At 77.5% G+C, this 12,808-nt stretch carries 11 protein-coding genes and 1 pseudogene; 7 read left to right on the top strand and 5 right to left on the bottom strand.

Annotated elements, in window-relative coordinates:
- Nucleotides 1–88: 88 nt before the first annotated feature.
- Complete coding sequence (locus QNH85_RS02515; RefSeq protein ID WP_282944373.1) at nucleotides 89–1,501, top strand: DUF320 domain-containing protein; 1,413 nt, start codon at nucleotides 89–91, stop codon at nucleotides 1,499–1,501.
- A 217-nt stretch (nucleotides 1,502–1,718) separates the two neighbouring features.
- On the opposite strand, the gene QNH85_RS02510 is transcribed toward QNH85_RS02515, so the two are convergent.
- Nucleotides 1,719–3,278, bottom strand: coding sequence for a GAF domain-containing protein (locus QNH85_RS02510; RefSeq protein ID WP_282944372.1), 1,560 nt, complete (start codon nucleotides 3,276–3,278; stop codon nucleotides 1,719–1,721).
- Nucleotides 3,279–3,455: 177 nt separating this feature from the next.
- Here QNH85_RS02510 and purB point away from each other — a divergent pair, with 177 nt between their 5' ends.
- Nucleotides 3,456–4,913, top strand: a complete 1,458-nt coding sequence (gene purB, locus QNH85_RS02505; RefSeq protein WP_282944371.1) for an adenylosuccinate lyase — start codon at nucleotides 3,456–3,458, stop codon at nucleotides 4,911–4,913.
- Between the two features lie 22 nt (nucleotides 4,914–4,935).
- On the opposite strand, the gene QNH85_RS02500 is transcribed toward purB, so the two are convergent.
- Nucleotides 4,936–5,715 (bottom strand): glutamyl-tRNA reductase, encoded by a 780-nt coding sequence (locus QNH85_RS02500; RefSeq protein ID WP_282944370.1) that lies wholly within the window; start codon nucleotides 5,713–5,715, stop codon nucleotides 4,936–4,938.
- A 386-nt stretch (nucleotides 5,716–6,101) separates the two neighbouring features.
- On the opposite strand from QNH85_RS02500, the gene QNH85_RS02495 reads away from it, so the two are divergent.
- Genes QNH85_RS02495 through QNH85_RS02485 form a run of 3 tightly spaced genes read left to right on the top strand, consistent with a single transcriptional unit; the run spans nucleotide 6,102 to nucleotide 8,652 of the window.
- A complete protein-coding gene (locus QNH85_RS02495) occupies nucleotides 6,102–7,043 on the top strand; it encodes an electron transfer flavoprotein subunit alpha/FixB family protein (RefSeq protein ID WP_282944369.1) in 942 nt (313 codons plus the stop codon).
- A 5-nt stretch (nucleotides 7,044–7,048) separates the two neighbouring features.
- Nucleotides 7,049–8,371 carry an FAD-dependent oxidoreductase gene (locus tag QNH85_RS02490; protein WP_282944367.1) on the top strand — a complete coding sequence of 441 codons (1,323 nt, stop codon included), beginning with the start codon at nucleotides 7,049–7,051 and terminating at the stop codon, nucleotides 8,369–8,371.
- Nucleotides 8,368–8,652: a ferredoxin family protein gene (locus QNH85_RS02485; RefSeq protein ID WP_282944366.1), complete on the top strand. Its 285-nt coding sequence runs from the start codon at nucleotides 8,368–8,370 to the stop codon at nucleotides 8,650–8,652. The genes QNH85_RS02490 and QNH85_RS02485 overlap by 4 nt, the downstream gene beginning before the upstream one ends.
- Before the next feature lie 24 nt (nucleotides 8,653–8,676).
- Here QNH85_RS02485 and QNH85_RS02480 read toward each other — a convergent pair whose 3' ends face one another.
- A complete protein-coding gene (locus tag QNH85_RS02480) occupies nucleotides 8,677–9,375 on the bottom strand; it encodes a TetR/AcrR family transcriptional regulator (protein WP_282944364.1) in 699 nt (232 codons plus the stop codon).
- A 338-nt stretch (nucleotides 9,376–9,713) separates the two neighbouring features.
- Nucleotides 9,714–10,538, bottom strand: coding sequence for an HAD family hydrolase (locus tag QNH85_RS02475; protein WP_282944362.1), 825 nt, complete (start codon nucleotides 10,536–10,538; stop codon nucleotides 9,714–9,716).
- Nucleotides 10,539–10,737: 199 nt separating this feature from the next.
- Between QNH85_RS02475 and QNH85_RS02470 the strand changes: the two genes are divergently transcribed.
- Nucleotides 10,738–11,445 carry a CpaE-like family protein gene (locus QNH85_RS02470; RefSeq protein ID WP_282944360.1) on the top strand — a complete coding sequence of 236 codons (708 nt, stop codon included), beginning with the start codon at nucleotides 10,738–10,740 and terminating at the stop codon, nucleotides 11,443–11,445.
- On the top strand, nucleotides 11,442–12,632 hold the full coding sequence (locus QNH85_RS02465; protein WP_282944358.1) for a TadA family conjugal transfer-associated ATPase: 1,191 nt from the start codon (nucleotides 11,442–11,444) through the stop codon (nucleotides 12,630–12,632). The genes QNH85_RS02470 and QNH85_RS02465 overlap by 4 nt, the downstream gene beginning before the upstream one ends.
- Nucleotides 12,633–12,676: 44 nt before the next feature.
- On the opposite strand, the pseudogene QNH85_RS02460 reads toward QNH85_RS02465, so the two are convergent.
- A pseudogene (locus QNH85_RS02460) lies at nucleotides 12,677–12,808 on the bottom strand (PAC2 family protein); the annotation flags it as partial.

Below are 12,808 nucleotides of genomic sequence, written 5' to 3'. Positions count from 1 at the left end.
CCCGCGCCGGTGGCGTCCTCCGCCACCGCAGCGCGCACGGCCAGCGCGTCCCACCGTGGCGCACCGACTCATCGCAGGGAGAACGACCATGCACGCATCCATCCGACGGGCGTGGCAGACCACGCTCCTCGCCGGCGGCCTCGTCGTCGTCGGAGCCGTCGCGGCGCACGCCGCCGAGGACGACGGCATCCTGTCCGGCACCGACGTCGCCGCCCCGGCCGGCGTCTCGGTCGACGTCACGGGCCTCGCCCTGGGCGTCCTGGGCGACGCGACGTCCACCACTGCGGTGGCGCCGAGCGCCCCCGCGCCGGCACCCACGGCCACGGTCACCGGTGGTGACGCCTCGGGCGTCGCCTCGGGCACCGCGGTCGCCGCGCCGGTCCAGGTCCCGGTCGACGTCTCGTCCGTCGCGGTCGGCGTCCTCGGCGACGCGTCCACCACCGCCGCGGCGCCGACGGCGGCGCCGGCACCGGCCGCGCCGACCGCCACCGTGGCGCCGAGCGACAGCGACGGCGTCGCCTCCGGCACGGCCGTCGCCGCGCCCGTCCAGGTCCCGGTCGAGGTCTCGTCCGTCGCGCTCGGCGTCCTCGGTGACGCCACGACGACAGGCGCCGCCGGGGCGCCCGCCACGGGTGCGACGACCGGCGCGCCGGCCGCGACCGTCCAGGACGGCGACTCCGACGGGGTCGCCTCCGGCACCGCGGTCGCCGCGCCGGTGAGCATCCCCGTGACCATCGGGGACGTGGCGCTCGGCATCCTCGGTGACGCCTCGACGACCGGCGGGTCGGCGGGCACGGCGGCCCCGTCCGCGCCGAGCGCCGCGGTCGAGACGGGCGACTCCGACGGGGTCGCCTCGGGCACTGGTGTCGCCGCGCCGATCTCCGCGCCCGTCACCGTCGACGGCCTGGCGCTGGGCGTCCTCGGCGACGCGGCCACGACCGGCTCCGGCTCCACGACCGGCTCCGGGGAGACTGCGCCGACCGTCGTCAGCAGCCGCCTGGTCCCGCGCCTCCTCGCCGCTGCCCCGGTCGCCGTGCCGGTGACGGTCGGCGACGTCGCCCTGGGCCTCGCCGGCGACGCGACCGTGCCCGCCGGCGTCGGGACGGGGACGGGCAGCACCGTTCCCGGCACCGCCACCCCGGGCACCACCGCCCCCGGCACCACCGCCCCGGGCACCACCGCGCCGGGCACCACGGCCGGGACCGGCACGCCCACCACGGGCACGCCGACCACGGGCGTCACCGCCGGCGGCACGACCACGGGCACCGCGACCGACGGCGGCGCGACCACCGTCACCGACGCGGCCTTCCGCTCGGCGGTCCTCGCGGCGGGCGACCTCGCCGCCGGGCTCGAGTCGTCGACCGCGGCCGCGGCGGGCGCGACGGCTCCGGCGGCGCTCGCCCCGACGGGCGCCCCCGCCGGCCTCGTCTCGATCGCGGCGGTGGCCCTCGTCGGCCTCGGCGTCCTGCTCCGCCGCCTCCCCCGCGTGGTGCTCACCTGACCACGGGGCTCTGATCCCATCGACCGGTGGCGGGTGCGGGACCTCCGCCGGTCGATGGTCCGCTGACACCCCTGACCTCCCGCACCGACCGGGCCGCACGCAGGCCCGTCGTCCGTGGCGAAAGGAGCCACACAGCGAGCGACCACCGGCCGGTGACGGGTGCGGGCCCGTCACCGGCCGGAGGCCTGCCCGCGGGGGTCCGCGAGGACGTGGCGGCTCAGGAGGCGCGGAAGGACTGCGCCATCTCGCGCTGCTGGTCGAGCACGTCGCTCATCCGCGCCTGGACCTCGTCCATGCGGCGGATCGTCGTGCTGATGGACTGGATGCCCCGCGACACGGCGGCGGTGTTCGCCTGGATGTCCGCGACCTGCTGCTCCACGCGGGCGGTCGCGGACGACGTGCCCCCGGCGAGGTCCTTGACCTCCGTGGCGACGACGGCGAACCCCCGGCCGGCCTGCCCGGCGCGCGCCGCCTCGATCGTCGCGTTGAGCGCCAGCAGGTTCGTCTGGTCGGCGATGGACGAGATCACGCGGATGACGTCGCCGACCGCGGACGACGACTCCTCGAGCGTCCGGACCTCCTCGGCCATCGCGGCGGTCTGCGAGACGGCCTCCTCGGCCACCCGCACGGCCTCCGCGGCGCTCTCGGAGAGCTGCGCGACGCTGCCGAGCAGGGCCTCCGACGCCGCCCGGTCACGGGCCGACGCGCGCAGGATGTCCAGCCGCTGCGACACGAGGCGGGCGACGTTGCGCAGGGACCCGCGCCGGCTGTCGCTCAGCTCGATGGTCTGGGTCGTGAAGAAGTCCATCGTGCCCAGGACCTCGTCGCCGACGATCACGGGGATGCACACGCCCGACCGCACGCCGGCGCGCTGCGCGGCGGGGGCCCGCACGCAGTCGGTGAGCTCGCCGAGGTCCCGCACGAACACCAGGTCCCGGGCCCGCCACGCGCGGCCGGCCAGGCCCACGCCCTCCGCGAAGCTCGCGGCCAGGGTGACGCGCCGGAACTCCTCGCCGGCCGTCCCGGACTCGACCGCGAACCGCAGGACGCGCGCCTCGGGGTCGACGGCCCAGTAGGAGCCGTAGTCCCAGCCGAACTCCTCGCGGACCGTGTCGAGCGCCGTCTTCAGCGCCTCGCCCTCGTCGCGGCACGCGCCGACCTTGGCCACCGAGGTCGTCACCGCCTGCTGGTCGCGCGCGACCTGGGCGATCGCGTCCGCGGCGCTCTGGGCGACGAGCGCCTGGGACACCGTCCGCGCGAGCACGTCGAGCACCAGCACCTGGTCGGGGCCCGCCGCCCGGACCTGACGCGACAGGAAGTCGAGCACGGCGACGACCTTGCCCTCGCGCCACAGCGGCATCGTCATCGCGCCGCGCGCGCCGCCCCGCAGGAAGACCTCGCCGCGCTCGCAGTTCGAGCGGTGCTGCTGCAGGTCCGCGACGGGCAGGACGCCCTCGCGCTGCCACGCGAGCCCGCACAGGCCCACGCCCTTGCGCATGCGGTAGCTCGGGGACATCTCGGTCAGCTCACGGGACAGCTCGCCGCTCTGGGCGGCGAAGACCAGGTCACCGCTCGCCTCGTCGACCTGCCACGCGGACGCGTAGTCGTAGCCCAGGCCGGTGCGGATGGCCTCCAGGACGTCGAGGAAGCCGCCCTCGCCGCTCAGCGTGCCCAGCGCGCGGACCACGTCGTCGAGGGCCCGCAGCTCCCGGCGCACGTCCGCCGTCTCCGGAGCGGCCTCGACCGCGCGGCCCCGTCGCCCCATCAGTCCCGCCATGTCGTTCCCCTCGCGTCGCTCACCGTGCCCCCGGCGTCCGCTCGCACGGCATCCCCCTGAGTGGCCTGCCGATCGGTCGTGCGGCGACATTGCTGAGGGATACACGCGAACGCCCGCGACGGCGCTGGTCAGGCGCGCGCCCGGGGCGCCGTGCGCGTCCGTGGGAGGATGCGGCCCATGCCCGCGCACGACAGCAGCCCGTCCGCCGCCGCCCGCACCTCCCTCGCGGACGCCCGGCCGCCGATCGCCCTCGGCCCGCTCGACGGCCGGTACCGCCGGACCGTCGCGTCGCTGGTCGACCACCTGTCCGAGGCGGCGCTGAACCGCGAGCGCGTGCACGTCGAGGTCGAGTGGCTCATCCACCTCACCTCCCACGGCGTCGTCCCGGGCGCGCCCGCCCTGTCGGACGCCGAGCGGGCGTACCTGCGCGCGGTGGTGACGGACTTCGACGCCGACGACGTCGCCCGGCTCGCGGAGATCGAGCGCACGACGGTGCACGACGTGAAGGCGGTCGAGTACTTCCTCAAGGACAAGATCGCCGCCGCCCCGGGCGTGCTGGGCGAGACCGTCCTGCCGTCCGTGTCGGAGCTCGTGCACTTCTGCTGCACCAGCGAGGACGTCAACAACCTGTCCTACGCCCTGATGGTGCGGGGGGCGGTGCACGACGTGTGGCTGCCCGCGGCGCACGGGCTCGTCGACGACCTCGCCGCCATGGCCCGCGACCTGGCGGACGCCCCGCTGCTGGCGCTCACGCACGGGCAGCCGGCGACCCCGACCACCCTCGGCAAGGAGCTCGCCGTCCTCGCGCACCGCCTGCGGCGCCAGCTGCGCCGCGTCGAGGGCGCGGAGTTCCTGGGCAAGCTCAACGGCGCGACCGGCACCTACGGGGCGCACGTCGTCGCGGTGCCGGGCGCCGACTGGCCCGAGGTCAGCCGGACGTTCGTCGAGCACCTCGGCCTCACGTGGAACCCGCTGACCACGCAGATCGAGTCCCACGACTGGCAGGCCGAGCTCTACGCGGACGTCGCGCGGTTCAACCGCGTCCTGCACAACCTGGCCACCGACGTGTGGACGTACATCTCGCGCGGGGTCTTCATCCAGATCCCCGTCGCCGGCGCGACCGGGTCCTCGACCATGCCGCACAAGGTCAACCCGATCCGGTTCGAGAACGCCGAGGCGAACCTCGAGCTGTCGTGCGCCCTGCTCGACACCCTGGGCGCGACGCTCGTGACGAGCCGCCTGCAGCGGGACCTCACCGACTCGACCACCCAGCGGAACATCGGGCCGGCGTTCGGGCACTCGCTGCTCGCGATCGACAACGTCCGCCGGGGGCTCGGCGCCCTGTCCGTGGACCGCGCGCTGCTGGAGCGGGAGCTCGACCAGAACTGGGAGGTCCTGGGCGAGCCGGTCCAGTCCGCGATGCGCGCCGCGTCCGTCGCCGGGGTGACCGGCATGGAGAACCCGTACGAGCGGCTCAAGGAGCTGACCCGGGGCCGGCGCCTCACGGCCGAGGACATGCGGGAGTTCATCGGCGGGCTGGGCCTGCCGGCCGACGTGACCGAGCGGCTGCAGGCCCTGACGCCCGCCGGCTACACCGGCCTGGCCGCCGAGCTGGTCGCCTACCTCGACCGCTGAGCGCGCGCGTTCGGGCTGAGGCTCAGCGCCCGGCGGGCACCGCGTCGGAGGCCGCAGCACGGGCGGTGGCCGGCACCGTGACCGCCGCCAGGTCCGCGAGCGCCGTCGCGTAGGCCGCCACGTCGCCCGCCCGCGCGGCCTCGCGTGCGCGGACGGTCGGGCCGTGCAGCGCGGACCGCACCCGGCGGCGCAGCGCCCGGGCCGCGCGCTCGTCCAGCCCGTCGACGGCGGCGGCGAGCTCCTCGTGCACCCGGCGGCGCTCGGCGACGACCGGCGGGTTCCACTGGCGGGTGCGCAGGTCGCGCTCGAAGGTCGCGGCCTGCTCGGCGACGAGCGCGCGGGCCTCGGCGACGGTGGCGGAGTGGCCGTCGGGCGCGTGCTCCGCGACGGTCGTGAGGCTGACCAGCCGGACGCCGGGCAGCTCGCCGACGGCCGGGTCCACGTCGTGCTGCAGGGCCAGGTCGACGACGGCCAGCGGCCGGGCGCCGACGGCCGCCTCGGCGGACCGCGCACGGACCAGGGCGTCGACGTCGAGCACGGCCCCGGACGCCCCGCTGCACGCGACGACCAGGTCGACCCCGGCGAGGCTGGCGGCCAGGTCGTCGGTCGCGGCGGTGACCCCGCGCTGCGCCGCGAACTGCCCGGCCCGGCCGCTGGCGGAGTACACGAGGACCTCGCCGCAGCCGCGGGCCTTGAGCGCGGCGAGGCTCGCCCCGGCGTAGGAGCCGGTGCCGATGAGCAGGCACCGCACGTCCGCCCAGTCGGGCAGCCCGTCCTCGACCAGGTCCAGCGCGACGCCCACGACGGAGCGGCCCGCGGCGCCCAGGCCGGTGCGGTGCTCGACCGCGCGCGACGTGCGGGAGGCGGCCTGGAACAGCCCCTCGAGGTCGGACGTCGTGGTGCCGTCACGGCGGGCGGGGGGGCGGGGGGGGGGGCCCCCCCCCGCGGCCCCCCCCGCCCCCCCCCCCCCCCCCCCCCCCCCCCCCGCCCCCCCCCCCCCCCGCCCCCCCCCCCCCCCGCCCCCCCCCCCCCCCCCCCGCCCCTCCCCCCCGCGCGCCCCCCCCCCGGCGCGCGCGGCCGCCCCGTCATCCCCCCCGCCGACCCCACCGCCGCAGCCGCCGAGCTCGTCGACGCCCTGCGCGCCGCGGGCGCGCTGTGACCGGCCACCCGGCCCAGAAGGAGCCTGAGATGAACGAGAGCACGCACGTCCTCGTGCTGGTGGACGGCGACGCCGCCGTCGGCGGTCCGCTCGCCGTGGCCCGCGCCGCCGCGGACGCCGCCGCCGGCACGGTGACCGCCGTCGTCGTCGGGCCGCGCGCGGTCGCCGACCAGGTCGCCGCCCTCGGCGTCGACCGGGTGCTGTGGACCGGCGAGCCCGGCCCGTCGGTGCCCGTCGAGGCCTCCGCCGCCGCGGTGGCGGAGGTCGTCGCCGGCCTCGCGCCGCGGCTCGTGGTCGCCCCCGCGCGGGACGCCGGGCGGGCGCTCGCGGGCGCCGTCGCCGCCCGGTGCGGCGCACCGGTGCTGACGGCGGTCACCGCGGTCACGCCGGCCGCCGACGGCTCGGTGACGGTGCAGCGCGACGTGCACGGCGGCATCGCCTCGCGGACCGAGCACGTCACCGGAGGTCCCGCCCTGCTGACGGTCCCGCCCGGCGGCCCTGTCGTGGCCGGCGAGCCGGTGCCCGTCGAGCAGGTCGAGGCGCCGGCAGCCCCCGGCGTCCGGGTCCGCGAGCTGCGTGCCTCCGGCCGTGCCGCCGTCGACCTGGGCGCGGCCCGCACCGTCGTCGGCATCGGCCGCGGGCTCAAGGCGCGCGAGGACCTGGCGGTCGTCGAACGGCTCGCGGCGGCGCTCGGCGGCGAGGTCGCCTGCTCCCGGCCGCTGGCCGAGGGGCACGACTGGCTGACCAAGGACCGGTACATCGGGATCTCCGGGCAGCACGTCGCCCCCGACCTGTACGTCGCCGCCGGGATCTCCGGCCAGGTCCAGCACATGGTGGGCGTGGCCGGGGCGAAGGTCGTCGTGGCGATCAACTCCGACCCGGACGCGCCGATCTTCGCCCAGTGCGACCACGGCGTCGTCGGCGACCTGTACGCGGTGCTGCCGGCCCTGGCCGCGGCGCTGGAGGCCTGAGCGCCGTGACCACGCAGCCAGAACCGGACTTCGACGTCCTGGTGGTGGGAGCGGGGCCGGCCGGGTCCGTCGCCGCGCACCGGCTGGCGAGCGCCGGTCTGTCCGTCGCCCTGCTGGAGCGCGGCGAGGCACCCGGCGCCAAGAACCTGTCCGGCGGCGTCCTCTACGGCCGCGTGCTGGACCAGGTCTTCCCCGGCTTCGCCGACGAGGCGCCGGTCGAGCGCCGGATCACCCGCCACGTCACGACCTTCCTCACCCCGGACTCCTCGGTGTCGCTCGACTACGCGTCGCAGCGGCTCGCCGAGCCGGTGAACGCGGTCACGGTGCTGCGGGCGAGGTTCGACCCGTGGCTCGCCGAGCGGGCGGAGGAGGCCGGCGCGTACCTGATGGCGGGCGTCCGGGTCGACGAGCTGCTCACCGAGCCCGCCGCCGGCGCGCCCGGCGGGGTGCGCGTGGTCGGCGTCCGGGCCGGGGAGGACGAGCTGCGCTCGCGCGTCGTCGTCGCCGCGGACGGCGTCAACTCGTTCCTCGCCCGGGCCGCGGGCCTGCGGCCGCAGGAGCCGCTCAACCACCTGGCGGTCGGCGTGAAGTGCGTCGTGCGGCTGCCACGGACCGTCATCGAGGACCGCTTCGGCCTGACCGGGGACGAGGGGGCGGCGCACGCGCTGGTCGGCGACTGCACCCGGGGGGTCGGTGGCGGGGCGTTCCTCTACACCAACACGGAGTCGCTCTCGCTGGGCGTCGTCCTCCGGCTGGACGACCTCGTCACGTCCGGGCACACCGCCGCCGGGATCTTCGACCACCTGGTCGAGCACCCCGGCCTGGCGCCCCTGCTCCGGGACGGCGAGATGGTCGAGTACGGCTCCCACCTGGTGGCCGAGGGCGGGATCGACATGCTCGGGACCCTCGCGACCGACGGGCTGGTCGTCGTCGGCGACGCCGCGGGCCTGACCATCAACTCGGGGCTGACCGTGCGGGGGATGGACCTCGCGATCGGCTCCGGCATCGCTGCCGGTGACGCCGTCGCGGAGGCGCTCGCGGCGGGGGACGTCACCGCCGGCGGCCTCGCCGGGTACCGGCGCCGGATCGACGAGGGATTCGTCGGCCGGGACCTGCGCACCTACGCCCGGGCGCCGAAGTTCCTCGAACGGCCACGGATGTACGGCGCCTACGGGGAGCTGGCAGCCGACCTGTTCCACGACGTGTTCAGCCTCGACACCACGCCCCGCAGGCACCTGGCGGCGGTTGCCCGGTCGGCCCTCGGGCGGTCCGGGATCGGGATCCGGCAGGTGCTCAGCGACGGATGGGCGGGGGTGCGTGCCCTGTGAAGGCCACATCGGTACCCGAGCGGCTCGGGACGAACCGGTACGACGTCGACGAGGAGGAGTCGCACATCGTCGTCGACCAGGAGCTGTGCCGGACCACCGGGACGGGCGCGCGGATCATCGCGGTCTGCCCCGCCGGCGTCTACTCCGAGCGCGACGGGCAGATCGACGTCGAGTACGCGGCCTGCCTGGAGTGCGGGACGTGCCTCGCGGTCGCGTCGCCCGGGGCGCTGACGTGGCGGTACCCGCGCGGCGGGTTCGGGGTGCGGTTCCGCGAGGGGTGACCCGCGACGGGCGCGCCCGGCCGCTCAGGCGCCGGGCGCGTCCGCGGGCGTGTCGACGGGCAGCGGCGCCCGGGCGACCGCCGCGAGCTGCAGGTCCACCAGTCGCTCGATGTACGCCGGCAGCGTGGACCGGACCCGGTCGAGCAGGTGCGGCGGCGTGACCAGGACGTGCATGAGCACCGACCCCTCGATCGCGTCCAGCAGGTGCACCACGGAGGCGCCGGGGGGCAGCTCGCCGTCGTCGATGGCCCGCTCCACCCGGTGCCGCTCGCGCAGCACGAACCGCGTGATCGCCTCGTGCCGGACGTCGGCGAGCGGCTCGGGGAACGCGCGCGCCTCGACGTACAGGCGCAGCATCGCCAGCCCGTCCTCGCCCAGGTACAGGTCCGCGCGGCGGTGCGCGTGCTGGATCAGGAAGTCGCGCAGCGACTGCTCCGCCGGCGGGGACGAGCCGTCCGGGCCCCCCGCGCCCTCCCCGTCGTCCGAGGCGTCGGGCCCCGGGGCCTGGACGTGGCTCAGGGCGTCCGCCAGCATCGCCGTCTTGTCCGGCCACCGCAGGTACAGGGACGACTTCCCGACCTTGGCCCGGGTGGCGACCTCGGCGATCGTCAGGCCCGTCCAGCCCTTCTCGCCGAAGATGTCGAGCACGGCCCGCAGGGCCCGCCGCTCGAGGTCCGCCGCCCGGGGTCGCCCCGGCGGGCGCTGGTCGTCGGGCTCGGTCACCGACCGAGGGTACGTCCGTCGCAGGCAGGGCGGGGACGGGACCGCCCGCGGGGTCCGGCGGTGGGTGGACCCCTCACACGACGGACGGCGCCCGGGTGGACGCCGTCGCCGAACGGACGAGCCGGAGGTGATCAGGCGTGCAACGAAGCAGTCGTGACGGGATCGAGCCCGGTCGACGCGTCCTCACGTGGACTGGTCGCGCGTGGGTGCCTTCGGGTCGTTCTGTTGTGGCTCCATGACACCTCGGCCGCGCGACGGAGGGAAGCCCTGGCGGTGAAGTGCCTGCTGGCGCGATCCCGGTGACCGGATGGCGAGACGGGTGTCCGCGCGCTGACCCGTCAGGCGGGGCCGGTCCGTCGCGCCCGTGCCACGACGAGGAGCGCGACGGCCAGCACGACGGCGCCCGCCGCCACCGTCGCCCGCGCCGACCGGGTCGCCCCGAGCCGGCGGACGAGCACCCGGCGGCGGAAGACCAGCGGGGTCCACCCCTCCTCGGCCGCCATCTGGCGCAGCGCCCGGTCCGGGTTCACGACGTAGCCCCGGCCGACCGCCCGCAGCATCGGCGCGTCCGTCGCGGAGTCGGTGTAGGCGGACGACGCCGCGAGGTCGTAGCCCTGCCGCTCCGCGAGGTCCCGCATCGCCTGGGCCTTCGCCGGACCGTACGCGTAGAACGCGATGTCCCCGGTGTAGCGGCCGTCCTCGACGCCCATGCGGCTGGCGATCACGGCGTCGGCGCCGACCAGGTCCGCGATGGGCCGTACGAGCTCCTCGCTGGAGGCCGACACCACCACGACGTCCTCGCCCGCGGCGTGGTGCCGGGCGACCAGCTCGAGCGCCTCCGCGTACAGCACCGCGTCCACCGCCTCGTGCAGGTTCTCGGCCACGATCGCCGAGACCCGCTCGACGTCCCAGCCCGCGACCATCGCCGACAGCTGCGCGCGCACCCGCTCGGTCCGGCCCTCGGTGGCGCTGCCCAGGAGGAACGCCACCTGCGCGCCCGCGGACCGCAGCATCGCGCGGCGGCTCAGCAGCCCGCCCAGCAGGAACGGGCGCGCGAACGCGGTGGCCGCCGAGGTGGCGATCAGGGTCTTGTCGAGGTCGAAGAAGGCCGCGGCGCGTCGCTGCGGCGCGGACGTCGACGGCGTGGCGCTGCTCTGGCTCATCTCGGCGGTGTCCTCCCTGCTCCGAGGGTATCGAGGCGCGCCGAGCCGACCACAGGACGCGGTCGGCTGCGTGGTCCCCAGGTCCGGTGCCCGGAGCCGCCGTGGTGCGGCGGCGGTGGGGGAGCGTCGGCGCTGCGGGGCGCGGACGGACGAGGGAGGACGCGTGGGACGGGCAGGACGGGCGGGCCACGGTCGGGGGATGCGGACCGACGAGGGGTGGGGGTCGGGGGTGGTGGGCGCGCGCGGCGGCGCGGGCGCGACGGTGACAGCCGCACTGCTCGCGGCGGAGCTGGCCCGGCGCTCGACCGCGGTGCTCGTCGAGACCGGGCCGGGTCCCTCCGTCGACACCGTGCTCGGGCTGGAGGCGCACCCCGGTCTGCGCTGGCCCGACCTCACCGGGGCGCGCGGGGCCGTGGACGCGACGCTGCTCGCCGGCAACCTCATGCGCTGGGGCCCGTGCTCGGTGCTCCCCGCCGACGACGACCGGCCGGGGCTGCCGCCGCCCGACGTGCTGCCGGACGTGCTGGAGGCGCTCGTCGCCGGGCACCGGTCCGTGGTCCTGGACCTCGACCGCTCCGCGCTGCTGACGGGGACGGGGGTCGCCGACCTCGTCGACGCCTGCCGCTCGGTGCTCGTGGTCGTGCCCCGGGACGTGCCGGGCGTCGCGGGCGCGCGGGTCCTGCACGCGCTGCTGACCGGTCGACAGACCCGGGTGGGTGTCGTCGCGCGCGGGCCCGCGCCCGGTGGGCTCGGCCCGGCGGAGGTGGGGCTGGCCGTGCACCTGCCGGTCGTGGGCTCCCTGCCGTGGTCCCCGGGTCTCGGCGCGGCCGTCGACCGGGGCGCCGGACCGCAGCCGTCCCGTGCCGTCCGCCGCGCGGTCACCCACCTCGCGGGGCGGCTCGGATGACGACGCCCAGCACCGGGGCGCTGGTGACCGTGGTCCGCCGCCGGCTGGCCGAGGAGGGGGGACCCGTGACCGCCGCGCGGGTGGCCGCGGCGCTGCGCGACAGCGGGCAGGTGCTCGGGGCGACCGCACTCGCCGAGCTGGAGCCCCTCGTCCTCGCCGAGCTGCTCGGCGCCGGCCCGCTGCAGCCGCTGCTCGACGACCCCGGCGTGACCGACGTCCTCGTGAACGGACCGCAGGACGTCTGGGTCGAGCGGCACGGCGGCCTCCAGCGCGCGGCCGTCGACCTGGGCGACGTCGCGCACGTCCGCGAGCTCGCGGTCCGGCTCGCCGCGGCCGGCGGGCAGCGGCTGGACGACGCACGCCCCGCGGCCGACGCGCGGCTGCCGGACGGCACGCGGCTGCACGCCGTCCTCCCGCCGGTCGCCGACGGCTGCACCCTGCTGTCCCTGCGCGTCCTGCGGCACCGGCCCTTCACGCTCGACGAGCTCGTCGCGTCCGGCGCCGTCGCGCCGGGTGTCGACGACGTCCTGCGCGGCCTCGTGCGCGCCCGCGCCAACCTGCTGGTGTCGGGCGCGACCGGCACCGGCAAGACGACGCTGCTCTCGACGCTGCTGTCGCTCGCGGACCCCGGCGAACGCATCGTCTGCGTCGAGGAGGCCGGCGAGCTCGCCCCCCGGCACCCGCACGTCGTCCGGCTGCTCGCCCGGCGCCCCAACGTGGAGGGCGCCGGCGGTGTCGACCTCGCCGACCTCGTCCGCGAGTCCCTGCGGATGCGGCCCGACAGGGTGGTGCTCGGCGAGTGCCGGGGCGCGGAGGTGCGCGAGGTGCTGAGCGCCCTGAACACGGGCCACGACGGCGGGTGCACCACCGTGCACGCGAACGCCGCGACCGACGTCCCCGCGCGCCTCGAGGCGCTCGGTGCGCTCGCCGGGCTGGACCGGGCCGCGCTGGCGGCCCAGGCGGCGAGCGCCTTCCACGCCGTGGTGCACCTGCGCCGGGACGGGGGCCGGCGCCGGGTGGCCGAGCTGGCGGTGGTCGAGCGCGCGCCCGGCGACGGCGCCCTCGTGGTCCGGACCGCGCTCGCGGTCGGAGCCCGGGGGCAGGTCGGCGCCGGCCCCGGTTGGGCCGTGCTCGCCGCCCGGGCCGGGCTGACCGACGCGCGCCGGGGGGCGGGGCGACCCGGGTGAGCACCGGCGCGGGAGCGGCGGCGGTGGTGGCGGCGGCAGAAGGGAGCCGGCGGGTACGGCGACTGCGCGAGGTAGTGCGGGACGTGCACCGCGAACCCCATGGCGTCGTGCCCGGACTGGCCGAGCCGGATCTCCAGGAGCGAGCCGGCGTCGGCCGGCACCTGCACGGTCCCGAA

The organism is Cellulomonas endometrii (genome assembly GCF_949769265.1).
Lineage (GTDB): Bacteria > Actinomycetota > Actinomycetes > Actinomycetales > Cellulomonadaceae > Cellulomonas > Cellulomonas endometrii.
The sequence above is the reverse complement of the archived record's forward strand: the minus strand, read 5'-3'. Positions and strand labels throughout refer to the sequence as shown.

Coding starts and splice junctions, on each gene's coding strand:
- QNH85_RS02510 (WP_282944372.1), bottom strand. CDS start 3,278: ATGGCGGGACTGATGGGGCGACGGGGCCGCGCGGTCGAGGCCGCTCCG.
- QNH85_RS02515 (WP_282944373.1), top strand. CDS start 89: ATGCACGCATCCATCCGACGGGCGTGGCAGACCACGCTCCTCGCCGGC.
- QNH85_RS02470 (WP_282944360.1), top strand. CDS start 10,738: ATGCGGACCGACGAGGGGTGGGGGTCGGGGGTGGTGGGCGCGCGCGGC.
- QNH85_RS02475 (WP_282944362.1), bottom strand. CDS start 10,538: ATGAGCCAGAGCAGCGCCACGCCGTCGACGTCCGCGCCGCAGCGACGC.
- purB (WP_282944371.1), top strand. CDS start 3,456: ATGCCCGCGCACGACAGCAGCCCGTCCGCCGCCGCCCGCACCTCCCTC.
- QNH85_RS02495 (WP_282944369.1), top strand. CDS start 6,102: ATGAACGAGAGCACGCACGTCCTCGTGCTGGTGGACGGCGACGCCGCC.
- QNH85_RS02465 (WP_282944358.1), top strand. CDS start 11,442: ATGACGACGCCCAGCACCGGGGCGCTGGTGACCGTGGTCCGCCGCCGG.